Source organism: Caballeronia sp. A2-2, assembly GCF_057612605.2.
In genome coordinates this window covers 1,026,515-1,043,722 of sequence record NZ_CM172587.1, presented here as the reverse complement: position 1 = coordinate 1,043,722, position 17,208 = coordinate 1,026,515, and the positions used below count along the sequence as shown (strand labels likewise).

At 61.8% G+C, this 17,208-nt stretch carries 17 protein-coding genes; 10 read left to right on the top strand and 7 right to left on the bottom strand.

Annotated features, from left to right (window positions below; all coding sequences use genetic code 11):
* The first annotated feature begins 14 nt into the window (after positions 1-14).
* From ACZCWR_RS04965 to ACZCWR_RS04950, 4 genes are all read left to right on the top strand, one after another.
* Positions 15-755 (top strand): c-type cytochrome, encoded by a 741-nt coding sequence (locus ACZCWR_RS04965; protein ID WP_487303250.1) that lies wholly within the window; start codon positions 15-17, stop codon positions 753-755.
* 21 nt (positions 756-776) lie between these two features.
* A complete protein-coding gene (locus ACZCWR_RS04960; RefSeq protein WP_487302609.1) occupies positions 777-2,075 on the top strand; it encodes a c-type cytochrome in 1,299 nt (432 codons plus the stop codon).
* A gap of 98 nt (positions 2,076-2,173) precedes the next feature.
* Complete coding sequence (trhA, locus tag ACZCWR_RS04955) at positions 2,174-2,794, top strand: PAQR family membrane homeostasis protein TrhA (protein ID WP_487303249.1); 621 nt, start codon at positions 2,174-2,176, stop codon at positions 2,792-2,794.
* A 245-nt stretch (positions 2,795-3,039) separates the two neighbouring features.
* Positions 3,040-4,545, top strand: coding sequence for a DEAD/DEAH box helicase (locus ACZCWR_RS04950; protein ID WP_487302608.1), 1,506 nt, complete (start codon positions 3,040-3,042; stop codon positions 4,543-4,545).
* Between the two features lie 40 nt (positions 4,546-4,585).
* Here the strand turns inward: ACZCWR_RS04950 and ACZCWR_RS04945 are convergent, their stop codons facing one another.
* The 4 genes from ACZCWR_RS04945 to ggt all read right to left on the bottom strand — a co-directional run bounded on the left by ACZCWR_RS04945 (position 4,586) and on the right by ggt (position 9,120).
* Positions 4,586-5,056 carry a PNPOx family protein gene (locus ACZCWR_RS04945; RefSeq protein ID WP_487302607.1) on the bottom strand — a complete coding sequence of 157 codons (471 nt, stop codon included), beginning with the start codon at positions 5,054-5,056 and terminating at the stop codon, positions 4,586-4,588.
* Positions 5,057-5,108: 52 nt separating this feature from the next.
* Complete coding sequence (locus ACZCWR_RS04940) at positions 5,109-5,933, bottom strand: ferritin-like domain-containing protein (protein ID WP_487302606.1); 825 nt, start codon at positions 5,931-5,933, stop codon at positions 5,109-5,111.
* Positions 5,934-6,174: 241 nt separating this feature from the next.
* Positions 6,175-7,464, bottom strand: coding sequence for an MFS transporter (locus ACZCWR_RS04935; protein WP_487302605.1), 1,290 nt, complete (start codon positions 7,462-7,464; stop codon positions 6,175-6,177).
* Positions 7,465-7,482: 18 nt separating this feature from the next.
* Positions 7,483-9,120 carry a gamma-glutamyltransferase gene (gene ggt, locus ACZCWR_RS04930; protein WP_487302604.1) on the bottom strand — a complete coding sequence of 546 codons (1,638 nt, stop codon included), beginning with the start codon at positions 9,118-9,120 and terminating at the stop codon, positions 7,483-7,485.
* Between the two features lie 430 nt (positions 9,121-9,550).
* Here ggt and ACZCWR_RS04925 point away from each other — a divergent pair, with 430 nt between their 5' ends.
* A complete protein-coding gene (locus tag ACZCWR_RS04925) occupies positions 9,551-9,748 on the top strand; it encodes a hypothetical protein (RefSeq protein ID WP_487303248.1) in 198 nt (65 codons plus the stop codon).
* A gap of 71 nt (positions 9,749-9,819) precedes the next feature.
* Here ACZCWR_RS04925 and ACZCWR_RS04920 read toward each other — a convergent pair whose 3' ends face one another.
* Positions 9,820-10,209, bottom strand: a complete 390-nt coding sequence (locus ACZCWR_RS04920; protein WP_487302603.1) for a hypothetical protein — start codon at positions 10,207-10,209, stop codon at positions 9,820-9,822.
* A gap of 221 nt (positions 10,210-10,430) precedes the next feature.
* On the opposite strand from ACZCWR_RS04920, the gene glpK reads away from it, so the two are divergent.
* On the top strand, positions 10,431-11,930 hold the full coding sequence (gene glpK, locus ACZCWR_RS04915; RefSeq protein WP_487302602.1) for a glycerol kinase GlpK: 1,500 nt from the start codon (positions 10,431-10,433) through the stop codon (positions 11,928-11,930).
* 18 nt (positions 11,931-11,948) lie between these two features.
* On the opposite strand, the gene ACZCWR_RS04910 is transcribed toward glpK, so the two are convergent.
* Together ACZCWR_RS04910 and ACZCWR_RS04905 are read right to left on the bottom strand one after the other, a co-directional pair.
* Positions 11,949-12,635, bottom strand: coding sequence for an HAD family hydrolase (locus ACZCWR_RS04910; protein WP_487302601.1), 687 nt, complete (start codon positions 12,633-12,635; stop codon positions 11,949-11,951).
* A gap of 66 nt (positions 12,636-12,701) precedes the next feature.
* Positions 12,702-13,094: a VOC family protein gene (locus ACZCWR_RS04905; RefSeq protein WP_487302600.1), complete on the bottom strand. Its 393-nt coding sequence runs from the start codon at positions 13,092-13,094 to the stop codon at positions 12,702-12,704.
* A 304-nt stretch (positions 13,095-13,398) separates the two neighbouring features.
* Here ACZCWR_RS04905 and miaB point away from each other — a divergent pair, with 304 nt between their 5' ends.
* The 4 genes from miaB to ACZCWR_RS04885 are packed head-to-tail and all read left to right on the top strand — an operon-like array spanning position 13,399 to position 17,080.
* Positions 13,399-14,760, top strand: coding sequence for a tRNA (N6-isopentenyl adenosine(37)-C2)-methylthiotransferase MiaB (gene miaB / locus ACZCWR_RS04900; protein ID WP_487302599.1), 1,362 nt, complete (start codon positions 13,399-13,401; stop codon positions 14,758-14,760).
* Positions 14,761-14,781: 21 nt separating this feature from the next.
* Positions 14,782-15,903, top strand: coding sequence for a PhoH family protein (locus ACZCWR_RS04895; RefSeq protein WP_487302598.1), 1,122 nt, complete (start codon positions 14,782-14,784; stop codon positions 15,901-15,903).
* Complete coding sequence (ybeY, locus tag ACZCWR_RS04890; RefSeq protein ID WP_487302597.1) at positions 15,900-16,364, top strand: rRNA maturation RNase YbeY; 465 nt, start codon at positions 15,900-15,902, stop codon at positions 16,362-16,364. The genes ACZCWR_RS04895 and ybeY overlap by 4 nt, the downstream gene beginning before the upstream one ends.
* A 32-nt stretch (positions 16,365-16,396) precedes the next feature.
* Positions 16,397-17,080, top strand: a complete 684-nt coding sequence (locus ACZCWR_RS04885) for a gamma-glutamylcyclotransferase (RefSeq protein ID WP_487302596.1) — start codon at positions 16,397-16,399, stop codon at positions 17,078-17,080.
* Positions 17,081-17,208 lie beyond the last annotated feature (128 nt).

The window sequence follows — 17,208 nt, the reverse complement described above, 5'->3', positions numbered from 1 at the left end:
AGTCCCCGAATTTGATGGAGTGTCGCGTGTTTTCAAGACGCATCTTTCGTCCGCTGCTCGCATTGGCACTGATCGGCAGCGCTGGCATTTTCGGCGCTGTTCAGGCGCAGGCCCAGACAGCCAATCAGCCGGCGACCGACAGCATGGCAGCGCGCGTGCAGGGCTGCACCGCATGTCACGGCGTTCATGGCGAAGGCACGGACAACGACTACTTCCCGCGTCTTGCCGGCAAACCCGCCGACTATCTGTACAACCAGCTCCAGAATTTCCGTGAAGGCCGGCGCCGTTATCCGCCGATGAACTACCTCGTCACGTATCTCTCGGACGATTACCTTCATCAGATCGCGACGTACTTCTCGAATCAGCGTCCGCCGTATCCGCAGCCGGCCAAGTCGAATCAGTCGGCAACCACGCTTGCGCGCGGTCAGCAGATCGTGCTGAACGGCGATACGTCGAAGAACATTCCCGCGTGCGCGGCTTGCCACGGCAAGGGTCTCACCGGCATGCAGCCGGCCATTCCGGGTCTCGTCGGGCTGCACTCGGATTACATCAGCGCGCAGGTCGGCGCATGGAAGTCGGGCACGCGTCACGCCAAGGCGCCCGACTGCATGCAGCAAATCGCCTCGCGCCTGACGGATGACGATGTAACCGCCGTCGCCGCCTGGCTGTCCACGCAAACCGCACCCGCCAACCCGGTGCCCGCGCCCGCTGGCTCGTTGAAAACGCCGCTCCAGTGCGGCAGCGAACCGCAATAAGGCGTCTGGAGCGACAACACAATGAAACGCAAGTCCCTGTACGCACTTTCCTCGGCTGTCGTGGTGGCAGCCATCGCAGCCGGCGCAGTTCTCTGGTCGGGCGGCGACAATCTCCATTCGGGCGGCGCGCAGGCCGCGACGCCCGCCGACAAGGCCGCGCTCGTCAAGCAAGGCGAGTATCTGGCGCGCGCCGGCGACTGTATCGCCTGCCACACCGTGCGCGGCGGCAAGCAGTTCGGCGGCGGCCTGCCCATGGCTACGCCCTTCGGCACCATGTTCACGCCGAACATCACGCCGGACGATCAATACGGCATCGGCAAATGGACGTCGGACGACTTTTATCGCGCGATGCACACAGGCCGCTCGAAGGACGGCAGCCTGCTGTACCCGGGCTTCCCGTTCACGAGCTACACCAAGGTGACGCGCGCCGATTCGGACGCGATCTACGCGTATCTGCGCTCGGTCGCGCCGGTCAACGAGCCGAGCCGTCCGCATGAACTGCGCTTCCCGTTCAACAACCGCAATCTGCTGATCGGCTGGCGCACGCTGTTCTTTTCGGAAGGCGAGTACAAGCCGGACCCGACCAAGTCGGTCGAATGGAACCGTGGCGCGTATCTGGTCGAAGGTCTCGGTCACTGCGGCATGTGCCACACCTCGATCAACGCGATGGGCGGTCCGGTCAGCTCGGCGGCCTTCGCGGGCGGTCTGATTCCGCTGCAGAACTGGTACGCGCCTTCGCTCACGTCGAACAAGGAAGCGGGTCTGGGCGACTGGGACATCAAGGACATCAACGATCTGCTGAAGACCGGCACGTCGCAACGCGGCGCGGTGTTCGGCCCGATGGCCGAAGTGGTCCACAACAGCCTGCAGTACATGAACGACGGCGACATCAACGCGATCTCGACGTATCTCAAGTCGATTCCGCAGAAGAAGGAAGCGCCGGAAAACCTGCAACTCGAAACGTCCGAGAAATTCGGCGGCGAATTGCTCACGATGGGCAAGAAGGTCTACACCGAGAACTGCGCGAAGTGTCACGCGGAAAACGGTCTGGGCAAGCCGCCGGCGTATCCGCCGCTGGCCAACAACCAGTCGATCCAGATGCCCTCGGCGGTGAACCCGATCCGCATGACGCTCAACGGCGGCTATCCGCCGAGCACGGAAGGCAACCCGATGCCGCACGGCATGCCGCCGTTCGCGCAGGCGTTGTCGGACACGGAAGTGGCGGCGGTGGTCACGTACATTCGTATGTCGTGGGGCAACCACGGCACGCCGGTGTCGCCGCAGCAGGTCAGCAACTTGCGCTCGGCGCCGCTGGACTGATGATCTGACGTCCATTCGCGAGGACAGCGTACAATACGCAGCGGGGCGCAGCCTTCACGTTGGGGCCGCGCCCCTTGTCTTTTGGGGTGAACGTTGTCATGCATGTGGGCGAGCGGTTCAACAGCATCAGCCATCTGATCGGCGTGGTCCTGTCGGTGGCGGGACTGGTGGCGCTCGTGATCATGGGCGCCATGGAACGCGATCCGTACAAGATCGTGAGCTTCGCCGTGTATGGCGCGATGCTCGTCATCCTGTACGTTATTTCGACGCTGTATCATTGGGCGCGCACGCCGCGCATGAAGGCCGTTCTTCAGAAGTGCGATCATTCGGCCATCTATTTGTTGATCGCAGGCAGCTATACCCCATTCACGCTGGTGACCTTGCGTGGTCCCTGGGGCTGGTCGCTGTTCGGCGTGTCGTGGGGACTCGCCGCGCTGGGCATCACGCAGGAACTCACGCTCGGACGCAAAACCCGCATTGTTTCGATGGTGCTCTACGTGCTGATGGGATGGCTCGCGCTCGTGGCCGTTCATCCGCTCGTGACGGCGCTGCCCGTGGCCGGAACCGCATGGCTGGTGGCAGGCGGCGTGATCTATAGCGTCGGCATCTACTTTTTCATCAACGACGAGCGTATCCGGCACGGCCACGGTATCTGGCATCTGTTCGTGCTGGCAGGCAGCCTTTGCCAATTCGTGAGCGTCGCGCGCTACGTCGCGTGAACGTGCGGATGCGGCATTCCGCCATGCATCTCTACCGGGAATGCAACTTACGGCCAGTTGGCGTGTCTTGATACGCGCCGAACCTCGCGGCAACGCTCGGGCGCAATACTGCCCGCAAGGCACGCCGCCCGATTGATTTCCGAGCGTCGCATGTGCGCTCTGCCGGCCGAACGCGTATCAACAGTTCGCCGCCGCAGACTCGTTCGCACGCGCGCCGCCCGTCATAACGAACTCGAACATCCTTTATGTCTTTCGATTCACTCGGCCTGTCCGAACCTCTTCTTCGCGCTGTCAACGAACTGGGCTATTCGAGCCCGACTCCGATTCAACTCCAGGCGATTCCCGCCGTCCTCAAGGGCGGCGACCTGCTGGCCGGCGCGCAGACCGGCACCGGCAAGACCGCCGGCTTCACGCTGCCGATCCTGCAACGTCTCTCGCAACTCGCGCCCGTGACCGGCGGCGCGAAGCGCCCGGTGCGCGCGCTGATCCTCACACCGACGCGTGAACTCGCCGCGCAGGTCGAGGAAAGCGTGCGTGCGTATGGCAAGTACCTCAAGCTCCGTTCGACCGTGATGTTCGGCGGCGTGGGCATCAATCCGCAGATCGACGCACTGAAGCGCGGCGTGGATATCGTCGTGGCGACGCCGGGGCGTCTGCTCGATCACATGCAGCAGAAGACCATCGACGTGTCGCAGCTCGAAATTCTCGTGCTCGATGAAGCCGATCGCATGCTCGACATGGGTTTCATCCACGACATCAAGCGCGTGCTTGCTCGACTGCCCGCGAAACGTCAAAACCTGCTGTTTTCGGCAACGTTCTCGGACGAGATCAAGGCGCTGGCCGACAGCCTGCTCGATTCGCCCGCGTTGATCGAAGTCGCGCGGCGTAATACGACGGCTGAGCGCATCGAGCAGAAGATTTATCCGGTCGATCGTGACCGCAAGCGCGACATGCTCACGCACCTGATCCGCACGAATGACTGGACGCAGGTGCTCGTGTTCACGCGCACCAAGCACGGCGCGAACCGGCTGGCGGAACAACTCGGCAAGGACGGCATCAGCGCGCTCGCCATTCATGGCAACAAGAGCCAGTCGGCTCGCACGCGCGCGCTGGCCGAATTCAAGGATCAGACGTTGCAGGTTTTGGTGGCGACGGATATCGCGGCGCGTGGCATCGATATCGATCAACTGCCGCATGTGGTGAACTTCGATCTGCCGAACGTGCCGGAAGATTATGTGCATCGGATTGGGCGGACGGGGCGTGCGGGTGCGGAAGGTGAGGCGGTGTCGCTCGTGTGCGTCGATGAGCATCAGTTGTTGCGCGATATCGAACGGCTCATCAAGCGTCCGATTCCGCAGGAAGTGATTCCGGGCTTCGAGCCGGACCCGAACGCGAAGGCCGAGCCGATTCAACGACGCAGCCAGGGCCAGGGGCAAGGTCGTCGCGGGCAGGGTAATGGTGGTTCGTCAGGCGCGGGGCGTGAAGCGCGTCCGGCGAAGGCGGCGAATGGTAATGGTGGCGGTAACGGCGGTGGACGTGCGCCGAAGCCTGCTTCGGCTGGTAACAAGCCGAGTCACGGTGCCGGTAGTGGCACGGGCGGCGCACCGCGACGTTCTTCTTCCGAAGGCTCGAATCAGCGTGGCAAGAGCGGCGGCGGAAATCCGGGCGCGTTGCTGAGCGGCAAGCCGCGAAGCACGGGCAGCGGCGCGCCGCGACGTGATGGCGTTCGCACGGGCGATCGCGGTCGTTGATTTCGCTGTCGCAGGACGTTCAAGGCGTCCTGCTCTTTTTTCAGGCGCTCGCCGCCCGCTTCAACCATCCAATCTGCTCGCGCCAGCGGGCTTCTACCGTCGCGGCATCCATCAACTCGAATTCGATGCCGCTCGTCAAACGCGCATAAGCCACTTGCTGCCGCTCACCGCTGTCGATCGTTGTGATGAAGCATGTGAGCGGCACATCGTCCAGCGTGACGGCGCGCGCATTCAACTGAATCTGATAGAACGATTCGTCGAACACAAAGGTGAGCGTGGCGTGCCCACTCGCGACGATCGCCTGCGCGGTGCGCGATGTCGGCCACAACGCAAAGCCGAGCGTGCGCGCATCCGACGCGAACAGTTCGCCTGCGCTTAACAACGCGGTCCGCACGCGATTCGAGCCATCGGTCGCGCAGAGTGACGCAGCGAAACCGCGTGGCGCATGCACGAGCGTGCCATCGAACAAGGCGCGTAGCTCGGGCGGCCATTCGTCGAAGGTCGTGTTCATGAAAATGATGTGCTTCGACGTAACGGCCTTGCCGTCGCGTTTCCGAAGCTGCTCAGCGGAAAAACAATTGCGTCATCTTGGCGAGCGGATACTGCACGCCCGGCAGAATGCGCGCCGGAAGATCGAGCGGCTTGAGCAGCATCTTGATGCACTGATCCGTGGAAAGATTGCGCCGAACCAGCGCATTCACGCGCGCGGACAACTCGCGGTTGTATTCCGTATCGCGCACACGATCCGGAAAACGAATGGCGAACACATGACGCAGCGCGATCTCGGAGTCCTCGCTCTTGAGTTCCGCCACGCGACGAATCAGCGCGCCAAGCACCGCGAAACGCCCATTGCCTTCGATCTTGTTCCACTTCTTGAAGAACTGGAAAAAGTGCTTGTAGTGGCGCACTTCGTCCGTGCGGATGTTGTCGGTAATCTCCTTGAGCACCGGTTCATCCGAACACTTGTTGATGGCGCGATACAACGTGGCCGTGCCCGTTTCGACTACACAGCGCGCCACCATTTCCAGCGCGCGTTTCTTTTCGAACTCCTCATACGAACACGTCAGCGAGTATTCGTCGAAGAAGTTCTTGAAGGCCGTGTCCCAGTCGAAGTCGGGCCAGACGTGATGAATATAGGCCTTGAGTGCGCGCCCGTGCTGCATTTCTTCGGGCTCCCACTCGTTGTTCAGCCAGGCGGAAATCTCGGGGTCGTCCTGAAAGTAAGTGCTGAGGTTGCTCGTATAAAGATCGGTGCCGCTTTCGATGAACGAACACGCGCAAAGCAACAAAAGCAGATCTTCGTTCGATTCAGCGCGATGTCGATCGATCCTGTTCAGGTCGATGTCTTCGATGCGCCAAGGCATCGTGTGTTTGGTTTCGGTGTGCATATATCGCGCTCCTGGCTGGAGTGAACGCGCCATCGGCCAACAAAGTAGGCCGAGGTTCAAATGAGCCGCAAACGCCTCGTTGCGGCTCAACTAAATTTTCGGCGGCTTGTTTATCCATCTTAGCTGTCCTGCAATGAGTTTGCAGAACAGGGGGACAGACTCGCGCCGCTTGCGCGGGTTCCGTTCCGCTCAAAATTCCACGGTTATCGGGGCCGCGCTTGGGCGAGTGTCGGAGCAGGAATCATGCCCTGATGGCTTGAGCGTAACGATGCCTGCGCCACGCGACGATCGCCAATGAAATGCCGGAGAGCAACGCAGCCAGCAGCACGTAATAACTCGGCGCGAGTTTGTCGCCGGTCACGTGGATGAACGCCTCGACGATGGTCGGTGCAAAGCCGCCGAACAATGTAACGCCCAGCGCATACGCGATGGACAGCCCGGTCGATCGCACACGCGTGGGGAAGATTTCGGACATGAGCGCGGGCATCGGCCCGGAATACGCGGCTTTGAGAATGCCCGCCGCCGCCTGAAGCACGACGAGCGATGCGACGGTCGGATGCGCTTGCAAGAACGCAAACATCGGATAAATGCCAACGCCCATCACGATCGACGCACCAAGCATGATGCGAATGCGCCCGAGCCGGTCCGACAGCGCGCCCATCAACGGTGAGAAGATGAACTGCAGGCCACCATTGAGCACGACTACAGCAAACGAACTCGCAGCAGGAAGATGCAACTGCTTCACCGCGTACAGCGGCATGTAGAGTTGCAGCACATACACGCCGACCGTCGATTGCGCCACGATGCCTACCGACAGCAACAAGTTGACCCACTGATTCGGCTCACTCGCTTTCGGCGCAGCGCGTGTCGCGAGAAACTCCGGCGTCTCGTCGAGGTGCGAACGAATGTAATAACCCACCGGCCCGATGAGCAGACCGAACACGAACGGAATGCGCCAGCCCCAGCTTTCGAGTTGCGACGGCGCGAGCCACGCGTTCAACAAGGAGCCGAACGCCGCCGCCATGATCGCGGCCAACCCTTGACTCGCGAATTGCCAGCTCGCGTAATAGCCGCGCTTCGACGCGCTGTGCTCGACCATGAACGCCGTCGCGCTGCCGAACTCACCGCCGACCGCAAAACCCTGAATCAGCCGCGCGAGCAATACCGCGAGCGGCGCCGCAATGCCGATACGCTCATACGACGGCATGACCGCCATCGTCAGCGTGCCGAGCATCATCAGCAGGATGGCGAGCGTGAGCGCGGCCTTGCGGCCTTTGCGGTCGCCATAGATGCCGAGCACGATCGCGCCCAGCGGACGCATGAGAAACGAAATGCCGAACGTGCCGATGGCGAGCATCGTCGAAAGCCATTCGTCGTGCGACGGAAAGAACGTCTTCGCGATGGATGTCGCGAAGTAGCCGTACACGAGGAAGTCGAACCATTCGAGCGCGTTTCCCACCGACGACGAGAACACGATGCGGCGAACCATCGCCTTCGATAGCGGCTTCGGCGAAGCAACGCCCGCTTGCATGAACGGTTCGGACACTGCTCAGAACCCGGCGGCCAGTCCGTCGCGCCGGCTGTCGCTTGCCGCCACATAACCGCGTTCGGGATCGTTGCGGTCGAGCTTCCAGATGTATTGGCCCGAGCCGAAATCCATGTACGGGTCGTCCACGGACTTGATGGTATGGCCGAGACCTTCAAGCGCACGCGCCGTATCGAGATCGAGCGTGGCTTCGATATCGATGGTGAAATCGCGGTTGACCTTCCAGCGCGGCGCATCGCACGCGGCCTGCGGCTGCTGGCCGTAGTCGAGCATGCGCACGATCGACTGAAGATGCCCTTGTGGCTGCATGTCGCCGCCCATCACGCCAAAGCTCATAACGGCTTCGCGCTTGCCGTCCACCTGTTGCGTCAGGAACGCCGGAATGATGGTGTGGAACGGCCGCTTGCCGCCTTCGACGACATTCGCCGACTTCGGGTCCATCGAGAAACCGCAACCACGGTTCTGCAACGAGATGCCCATGTTCGGCACGACCACGCCCGAACCGAAGCCCATGTAATTCGACTGGATGAAGCTCACCATCATGCCGCGCTCGTCCGCCGCCGACATGTAGATGGTGCCGCCCGCCTTCGGCATGCCGAAATCGAATTGCGTGGCCTTCGCCGGATCGATGAGCTTCGCGCGTTCGGTGAGATAGGCGTCGTCGAGCATCTGCTCGGGCGTGACTTCCATGGAGCGCGGATCGGCGACGTAGCGATAGACATCAGCGAAAGCGAGCTTCATCGCTTCGATCTGCAAATGCTGCGACTCGATGCGATCCACCGTCAGCGCGCTCACATCGAACTTGTCGAGAATGCCGAGCGCGATGAGCGCGGCGATGCCCTGCCCGTTCGGCGGAATCTCATGCACCGTGTAGCCGCGATAATCCTTCGCGATGGGCTCGACCCAGTCCGCGCGATAGTCGCGAAGATCGTTCATGGTCATGGCCGCGCCGCCCTCACGCGCGAAGGCCGCGATACGCTCGGCGATCTCGCCTTCGTAAAAGGCGCGCGGGCCTTTTTCGGCGAGCAGGCGCAGCGTGTTTGCGTGACCGGGGAAGCGCACCAGTTCGCTCACTTCGGGCGCGCGGCCGTGCGGCATGAAGACATCCGCGAAACCGGGCTGGTCTTTCAGTTCGGGAACCGCGGCCGCCCATTTGTACGCGACGATGCTTGCGACCGCATGACCGCGCTCGGCGATCTCGATGGCTGGCTCCATCAGATCGGCGAACGGAAGCGAACCGAACTTTTCATGCAGCGCTTGCCACCCCGCGATTACGCCGGGCACGGTGACGGCATCCCAACCTCGCTTCGGCTGGCGGGCAAGCCCGTTTTCCTCGCCGTATTTACTGCGAAAGTAATCGACGTTCCACGCAGCCGGCGACGTACCCGACGCGTTCAAACCGTGCAGCTTCTTGCCGTCCCAGACGAGCGCGAAGGCATCGCCGCCAAGGCCGCAGGACACCGGCTCGACCACGGTGATGGCCGCCGCCGCAGCGATCGCGGCATCGACGGCATTGCCACCCTTCCACAGCATGCGAAGCCCGGCCTGCGCCGCCAGCGGATGCGACGTCGAAACGATATTGCGGGCGAACACCGGAAGGCGCGGCGTCGGATACGGGTTTTGCCAGTTGAAGCGTGTCATGAGTCGGGTCCGGGATTCGGCAGCAGCAAACTACCGCTTGAAATGGTTTCGTACAAAAAACAGAAAGCTGAAATAGTGCAATGAGCACTACATTCAAATCAAATTCATTTATCGTCTGGATTGATGCGTCCGTCGCATGAATTTCACAAGCAAATGAATTGTGCGATGCGACAAGAAGCTCATGCGAATTCTCCGAATTAGCAGCGACACGCACCCGCCGCGCTGTCCAACAAAAGTCAAAGCCAAAATTTTTGCTGCGCCGTGTGTCACTCGTCAGACGCTTGCCTACAATCCGAATTCCCGGTGGATGAAGCACAAAAAGCCACACATTCACCCGGCGATTTTCAGCCTCCCTTACACGTTTCGAAGCGAAAGAAACCCGGCCCACAAAGCCGGTCGCTATTGCCGTTCAGTCGTCATGGAGAACACGATGCTGAGTCCGCACGAATTCGCTACCTTGCTTCTGATTCAGGAAGCGCCCCATCAACTCGATATGGAGCGCCAGGAACTCGACGCGTTGCTCGAACGCCAGTTGGTCCAACTCGAAAATCTCGCTTCGGGCCGGCAACAATGGCGCCTCACTGCTTCAGGTGATTCCACCGTCAAGGCATTCAAGCGGTTCTCCTAGACTGGTGTGCAGCAGTTCCCGGGCGCGGTCATTCGACCGCGCCCTTTGTTTGTCCTCATCTCGAAGCGCTTTTATCCCGCGCGCAAGGTCGGATCGACCGCGGCGCGCCAGCTCAAAGCCTGCGCGCGCTGATCCAGAAAGAAGTTCGCCCACGCGCTCTGTGCCTCGGCGCTCGGGTTCGTCTTGTACGCGCTGTAGCGCGACGCAATGGATGCCTGGAACGCACAATAACGGTCCTTCGGCAAACCACCGCGCTTTTGCGCCACGTAAGCATCGTAGAAAGCCGAATAGACGGACTGCGCATCCTGACCGTAATCCACGGGCGCGGTGCCGCATTGTTCCTGAAGCGCGCCGAACGACGACGCCCCGACCGTGCCCGTGAGACTCGGCGTGGATACACAACCCGCGAGCGCCACCACGCTCAGGAGACCTATCGCCCCGCACACGACCGACTTTCGCATTGCGTTCACCTCTGCATTGATTCGAGCCCTCAGTATCGAACGATCTGGGCCTTCGCGCCACTCGGCCGAATGGCATAGGCCAATCTGCAATCCACGGGCATTGCGGACGAAAACTGCACTTTTGCCTATGCCATCCGGCCAGGTTGTGGACGCGCTGCGCCTCCGATAGATTGCTCGTGCAGACTTACCGCACGCAAAGCCCGCTCAAAAAGGAGGAGACCATGCAGGATCAATACGTTCTCGCGCTCGATCAGGGCACGACGAGTTCTCGCGCCATGCTGTTCGACCGTGGCGGCAACATCGTGTCGGTGGCGCAGAAGGAGTTCGGGCAGATCTATCCGCAGGCGGGCTGGGTCGAACACGATCCTTTGGAAATCTGGTCCACGCAGGCCGGCGTCGCCGCCGAGGCTGTCACGCGCGCGGGCGTGGGCGCGTCGTCGATTGCGGCGGTCGGCATCACGAATCAGCGCGAGACGACCATCGTGTGGGACCGGGAAACCGGCAAGCCGGTGTACAACGCGATCGTGTGGCAGGACCGGCGCACGGCATCTCTGTGCGATGAATTCCGCGAGCGCGGACTCGAAGCGCTCGTTCGCGCGAAAACCGGTTTGCCAATCGATGCCTACTTCTCGGCCACGAAAATCCGCTGGATTCTCGATAACGTCGAAGGTGCTCGCGACAAGGCGAAGCAAGGCCGGCTGGCATTCGGCACTGTCGATAGCTGGCTCGTGTGGAACTTCATGCGGCACGAGCTGCACGTTACCGACATCACCAATGCCTCGCGCACCATGCTTTTCGATATCCACGCCTGCCGTTGGGACGACGAACTGCTCGACGCCTTCGATATTCCGCGCAGCATGCTGCCGGAAGTGCGCACGTCTTCCGAAGTGTATGGCACGACGAAAGGCACAGTGTTCGCCGCTGACCTGCCGCTCGCATCCATCGCGGGCGATCAGCACGCCGCACTGTTCGGACAGATGTGCACAGACGTCGGCATGGTGAAGAACACTTACGGCACAGGCTGCTTTCTTGTCATGAACACAGGCGATACGCCGATCGAGTCGAGCAACAATCTCGTCACGACTGTTGCCTGGCAGATTGGCGATCGCGTGACGTATGCGCTTGAGGGCAGCATCTTTATCGCGGGCGCGGTGGTGCAGTGGTTGCGCGATGGGCTCGGCCTGATCCGCCACGCGAGCGAGATCGAAGCGCTCGCGCGCAGCGTGCCGCACAGCGATGGCGTGTATCTCGTGCCCGCGTTCGCCGGGCTGGGCGCACCGCACTGGAACGCACACGCGCGCGGCACGATGTTCGGCGTCACGCGCGGCACGACATCGGCGCATATCGCGCGAGCGGCACTCGATGCCATCGCGTATCAGTCGCTCGATGTTTTGCGCGCCATGGAAGCGGATGCCGGCACACACATCGCGCAATTACGCGTGGATGGCGGCGCGTGCGCCAACGATCTGCTCATGCAGTTTCAGGCTGACATGCTCGGCGTCGATGCCGTGCGCCCGCGCGTGTCGGAAACTACTGCGCTGGGCGCGGCGTATCTTGCGGGACTCGCGGTCGGTTACTGGAAGGATGTGGAGGAATTGAAAGCGCAGTGGCAACTGGATCGTCGCTTCACGCCGTCCATGCCTCAAAAGGAAGTCGAGACGAACGTCGCAGGCTGGAAGCGTGCCGTCGATGCCGCCAAGGTTTGGGCGGACGCCCGCTGATCCGCCATGTTCCGAACGTTACGAAAGCACGTCGCCGAAATCGCCGCGTATGCCCGCCGCCACCAGCGCGGGCAACTCGTCCATATGCGCGAAGATTCGCGTGATGCCGGTTTCGTGCAGCACTTGCGCGTATCCGTCGGGAATGTGGCTCGCCCCGACGAACGCGACGGTCTTCATGCCCGCCGCGCGCGCCGCCGTCAGTCCGGCAATGCTGTCCTCGACCACGAGACAGCGCGCGGGATCGACGCCGAGCGTTCGGGCTGCGAACAGATAGACATCGGGATAGGGCTTGGGTCGCGCGACCTGCTGCGCGCTGAACACGCGCTCACCCATGATTTCTTCGAGTCCCGCGCGCCGCAAGGACGTCTTCACGCGTTCGAGGCCACTATTGGACACCACCGCCACCGGCAAACCGCACTGTTCGAGCGCAGCGCGCACACCCGCGATGGGTCCGACCGAGTGCTCCAGTTCGTGCAGCACGCGCGCTTCGATCGTGCCGGTAAAGTCCGGCGGCATCACGATATCGAATTGCGTTTCGAGCCCGGCGAGAAAGCGCGAAGTCTGCTGGCCGAACGCGCTCTTCACAGCGGGCTTGAAGTCGATGCCGGGAAACGTCTCCGTCAGCACGTCCAGCATCACGCGGTCCGCGATGACTTCGCTATCGACGAGCACGCCGTCGCAGTCACAGATGAGATGGTCGATCATGTTGGCGAGTTGCCCAAATCCGCGATTGAAGCAGCCATCATAGCGGTAGACAAATATCCGCCAGTATTACGAAGGCATTCGGGACCGCGCGATGACGAACTCGACGACGACACCCGGCGCGAGCCGCACGAAAAGCTGGCGTTCGCCTGTGAGCGGCACATCGGCGAACTGGTAGGGATAGCCGTGACGGGCGAGGCGTTCGATCAGCGCCGCCCATTCGTTTGCATCGGCAAGACGAAAAGCCACATGGTCGATGCGCGCCGCCGCGGGCTTTTCGGTCGAAGCCGCGAACAAAGTGGACGCGGTCAGATGCACCGCAGGCCGTCCATCGAGATACAGCCAATACCCGGTAACGCCGAATGGCGGACGCGCGCCAACGGCCATCCCGGCGACATCGACGAAAAAGCGCATGATCGCGTCGCAATCGGGCGCGACGAGCGTGACGTGATCGAGTTGCATGAGCATGAACGCGTGGAGTGGAACTGAACGCGATTCTGCGTTTTCCGCACACGCCTGAAAATGGGCCTGCGAGTTGAATCATCCTCAAAGGAAACTTGAAGATGGCGCAGTGTTTGCAAAAGGAACAGCGGGCACGCGAGCGCGTCGGAAATGCCCGTCGGCGCTATAATATCGGGCTAAATTACAGTAAAAAGCAGGCAGATTCGTGCGGAATACGTGATAGCACGCAAACGGCACGCGAAGCCTTCCCATCCATCACTTTTATAGACGCCCCCAGGTTAACCACTGCGACCGGCGACGATTCATGACCAAGAAAGTTTATGTAAAGACCTTTGGCTGCCAGATGAACGAGTACGACTCCGACAAGATGGTCGACGTACTCGGCGCGGCGGAAGGCCTCGTCAAGACGGACACGCCCGAAGACGCGGACGTCATTCTGTTCAATACGTGCTCGGTGCGCGAAAAGGCGCAGGAGAAAGTGTTCTCCGATCTCGGCCGCGTGCGCGAACTCAAGGAAGCGAACCCGAATCTGCTGATCGGTGTGGGCGGTTGCGTGGCGAGCCAGGAAGGCGCGTCGATTGTCGCGCGCGCGCCGTATGTCGATCTCGTGTTCGGTCCGCAGACCTTGCATCGGCTGCCGGCCATGATCGATCAGCGCCGTGCCACGGGCCGCGCGCAGGTCGATATCTCGTTCCCGGAAATCGAGAAGTTCGATCACCTTCCGCCCGCGCGCGTGGATGGTCCGAGCGCGTTTGTCTCGATCATGGAAGGTTGTTCGAAGTACTGTAGTTATTGCGTGGTGCCCTACACGCGCGGCGAGGAAGTTTCGCGTCCGCTGGACGACGTGCTCACCGAAATCGCCGGTCTGGCCGATCAGGGCGTGCGCGAAGTCACGCTGCTCGGCCAGAACGTCAACGCCTATCGCGGCGCGCTCACGCTCGGCGCGGACGAGATCGCGGATTTCGCCACGCTGATCGAATACGTCGCGGAAGTGCCGGGCATCGAGCGCATTCGTTATACGACTTCGCATCCGAAGGAATTCACGCAGCGCCTCATCGATACCTACGCGAAAGTGCCGAAGCTCGTCTCGCATCTGCATTTGCCGGTGCAGCACGGCTCGGACCGCATTCTCATGGCGATGAAGCGCGGTTACTCGGTGCTCGAATACAAGTCGGTCATTCGCCGTCTGCGCGCCATTCGTCCGGACTTGTCGCTGTCGACGGATTTCATCGTCGGCTTTCCCGGCGAGACCGAAGACGATTTCAACAAGATGATGACGCTCGTCCACGAGATGAGCTACGACACGAGCTTTTCGTTCATCTACAGTCCGCGTCCCGGCACGCCCGCCGCGAACCTGCACGACGACACGCCGCGCGAAGTCAAGCTCAAGCGTCTGCAACATTTGCAGGCGACCATCGAGGAAAACGTGCAGCGCATCAGCCAGTCGATGGTCGGCAAGATCGAACGCATTCTGGTCGAGCGCCCGGCGCGCAAGGACCCGAACGAACTCGCGGGGCGCACGCAGAACAATCGCGTCGTCAATTTTCCGGCGCCGGTCGAAACGCACGCGCGCCTGATCGGCCAGATGATCGACGTGCAGATCGTGCATGCGTATCCGCATTCCTTGCGCGGCGAACTCGTGATGGCGCCCGAACTGACGCACTAAAGACAGGAACCCAAGTTCACTTTGAAGAACGCTCCCACGCAGCATTTGGAATTCACCGCACCGCGCGAGGACAACGCGCGGCTCGCCAACCTCTGCGGCCCGCTCGATGAAAACTTGCGGCAGATCGAGCAGGCGCTCGACGTGACGCTTTCGCGTCGCGGCCACAAGATTTCGATTCGCGGGCGCGGTGCCAAGGTGGCGCTCGCGGCGCTCGAAAACTTCTACAACCGCGCGCGCGATCCGCTTTCCGTCGATGACATCCAGCTCGCGCTGGTCGAAGCGCATCACGTCACGCGCCGCGCAAAAGATGCGCGCGAGGCCAACGGCGAAGGTTCGGAAGTCGATCCGCGTTTTCGCGGCGACCCGGATCATCCGTTCGACGAACCGAGCGCGACCATCGATCTGGGCGACGACGAAGACCACGGCCCGAAGCTCTACACGCGCCGCGCCGATCTTCGCGGACGCACGCCCGCGCAACGCGACTATCTGAAGCAGATTCTGGCGCACGACGTGACCTTCGGCATCGGGCCGGCGGGCACGGGCAAGACTTATCTCGCGGTGGCGTGCGCGGTCGATGCGCTCGAACGCGATCAGGTCAAGCGAATCGTGCTGACGCGTCCGGCCGTGGAAGCGGGCGAGCGGCTCGGCTTTCTGCCGGGCGATCTCGCGCAGAAGGTCGATCCGTATCTGCGTCCGTTGTATGACGCGCTTTACGATCTGCTCGGCTTCGATAAAACCGCGAAGATGTTCGAGCGCCAGATGATCGAAATCGCGCCGCTCGCCTACATGCGCGGCCGCACGCTGAATCACGCGTTCATCATTCTGGACGAGGCGCAGAACACCACGCCCGAGCAGATGAAGATGTTCCTCACGCGGATCGGCTTCGGCTCGAAGGCGGTCGTGACCGGCGACACCACGCAGGTCGATTTGCCGCGCGGCCACAAGAGCGGGCTGATCGAGGCGCAGCATGTGCTGTCGGAAGTGCGCGGCATTGCCATCACGCATTTCACGTCGGCGGATGTGGTGCGGCATCCGCTGGTGGCGCGCATCGTCGAGGCTTACGACGCGCAGTCGCAGAAGGATGCCGCCATCGCCGAGGCGGCGCGTCAGGCTCAACAGTCGCAATCGCAGAAACCGGAATGACGCCGCGTTTGAATCTCACGTTGCAGTTTCCTGCGGCGAAAGCGTATCCGTCGCACAAGGCGATGCTTTCGCGTGCGACGGTCATGCGCTGGATCAAGGCTTCGTTGTTCGCGGATGCCGAGCTGACCGTGCGTTTCGTCGATGAGGAAGAAGGCCGTGCGCTCAACCGCACGTATCGTCAGAAAGATTACGCGACCAATGTGCTGACTTTCGCGTATGCGGAATCCGAAGACGATCCCGTGACCGGCGATTTGATTCTGTGCTGTCCGGTGGTCGAGCGGGAAGCCGCCGAACAGGGCAAGCCGCTGGAAGCGCATTACGCGCATCTGCTCGTGCACGGCGCGCTGCATGCGCAAGGCTACGATCACGAAGTCGAAAGCGAGGCGCAAGAGATGGAATCCATCGAGACGGATATCATGCAGTCTCTGGGCTTTACCGATCCGTACGTGCCTTTGGCCTAAAAACGTTCAGCCGCCGCCACCGATTCGATGCCGTGAACGACAAACTGCCCGAGTCCTCACCCCTTTCCGACCCCTGCGCCGATGCGCCGGCGACGCCCTGTCCGGGCTATCCGCCCGCGCTCGTCGATTCCGCGCTCCTATCCGATGAAGAACTGGCCGTTTCGCGTGAGGCGGCGCTTGCTCACTGGGACCGCAAATCGGACCTTTGGCTGTTCGGTTATGGCTCGCTCATTTGGAATCCCGGTTTGCCGACGCTCGAAGCCGTGCGCAGCAAGGTGCATGGCTATCATCGCGGCCTGTATCTGTGGTCGCGCGTGAATCGCGGAACGCCGGAGCAGCCGGGGCTTGTGCTCGCGCTGGATCGCGGCGGCTCGTGCACCGGCATGGCGTTTCGGCTCGCGGGCGAAGGCGCGATTCCGCATCTCGAAGTCCTCTGGAAACGCGAAATGGCGATGGCGTCGTACCGCCCCGCGTGGCTGCCCTGCACGCTCGCGGATGGCCGGCGTGTTGCGGCGCTTGCGTTTGTGATGCGGCGCGACGCATCGTCCTACACCGGCAAGCTGGCCGATCCTGTCGTGCGGACCGTGCTCGGCTGTGCCAGCGGGCGTTATGGCACCACGTTCGAATACGTCAGCCGAACGGTCGAGGCGTTGCGCGAAAGCGGAATGCCGGATCGGGCGTTGGAGGCTTTGTTGAGACGGTGTAGGCAAGCATGAGCCATGTTTTCATCGCCGAAACTTATGATGTTTTACAGGCCTCATCCGTTTGGCCAGCGCCCCCATGCCGACATATTGATCGGCTAGCATGACCTGACGCCAGCGGCCTGCTGCCTCACCCCGGCCGC

What these genes read in the sequence shown, in the direction of transcription:
- ACZCWR_RS04965 (WP_487303250.1), top strand. Translation starts at nt 15, where the DNA reads ATGGAGTGTCGCGTGTTTTCAAGACGCATCTTTCGTCCGCTGCTCGCA.
- ACZCWR_RS04960 (WP_487302609.1), top strand. Translation starts at nt 777, where the DNA reads ATGAAACGCAAGTCCCTGTACGCACTTTCCTCGGCTGTCGTGGTGGCA.
- trhA (WP_487303249.1), top strand. Translation starts at nt 2,174, where the DNA reads ATGCATGTGGGCGAGCGGTTCAACAGCATCAGCCATCTGATCGGCGTG.
- ACZCWR_RS04950 (WP_487302608.1), top strand. Translation starts at nt 3,040, where the DNA reads ATGTCTTTCGATTCACTCGGCCTGTCCGAACCTCTTCTTCGCGCTGTC.
- ACZCWR_RS04945 (WP_487302607.1), bottom strand. Translation starts at nt 5,056, where the DNA reads ATGAACACGACCTTCGACGAATGGCCGCCCGAGCTACGCGCCTTGTTC.
- ACZCWR_RS04940 (WP_487302606.1), bottom strand. Translation starts at nt 5,933, where the DNA reads ATGCACACCGAAACCAAACACACGATGCCTTGGCGCATCGAAGACATC.
- ACZCWR_RS04935 (WP_487302605.1), bottom strand. Translation starts at nt 7,464, where the DNA reads ATGCAAGCGGGCGTTGCTTCGCCGAAGCCGCTATCGAAGGCGATGGTT.
- ggt (WP_487302604.1), bottom strand. Translation starts at nt 9,120, where the DNA reads ATGACACGCTTCAACTGGCAAAACCCGTATCCGACGCCGCGCCTTCCG.
- ACZCWR_RS04925 (WP_487303248.1), top strand. Translation starts at nt 9,551, where the DNA reads ATGCTGAGTCCGCACGAATTCGCTACCTTGCTTCTGATTCAGGAAGCG.
- ACZCWR_RS04920 (WP_487302603.1), bottom strand. Translation starts at nt 10,209, where the DNA reads ATGCGAAAGTCGGTCGTGTGCGGGGCGATAGGTCTCCTGAGCGTGGTG.
- glpK (WP_487302602.1), top strand. Translation starts at nt 10,431, where the DNA reads ATGCAGGATCAATACGTTCTCGCGCTCGATCAGGGCACGACGAGTTCT.
- ACZCWR_RS04910 (WP_487302601.1), bottom strand. Translation starts at nt 12,635, where the DNA reads ATGATCGACCATCTCATCTGTGACTGCGACGGCGTGCTCGTCGATAGC.
- ACZCWR_RS04905 (WP_487302600.1), bottom strand. Translation starts at nt 13,094, where the DNA reads ATGCAACTCGATCACGTCACGCTCGTCGCGCCCGATTGCGACGCGATC.
- miaB (WP_487302599.1), top strand. Translation starts at nt 13,399, where the DNA reads ATGACCAAGAAAGTTTATGTAAAGACCTTTGGCTGCCAGATGAACGAG.
- ybeY (WP_487302597.1), top strand. Translation starts at nt 15,900, where the DNA reads ATGACGCCGCGTTTGAATCTCACGTTGCAGTTTCCTGCGGCGAAAGCG.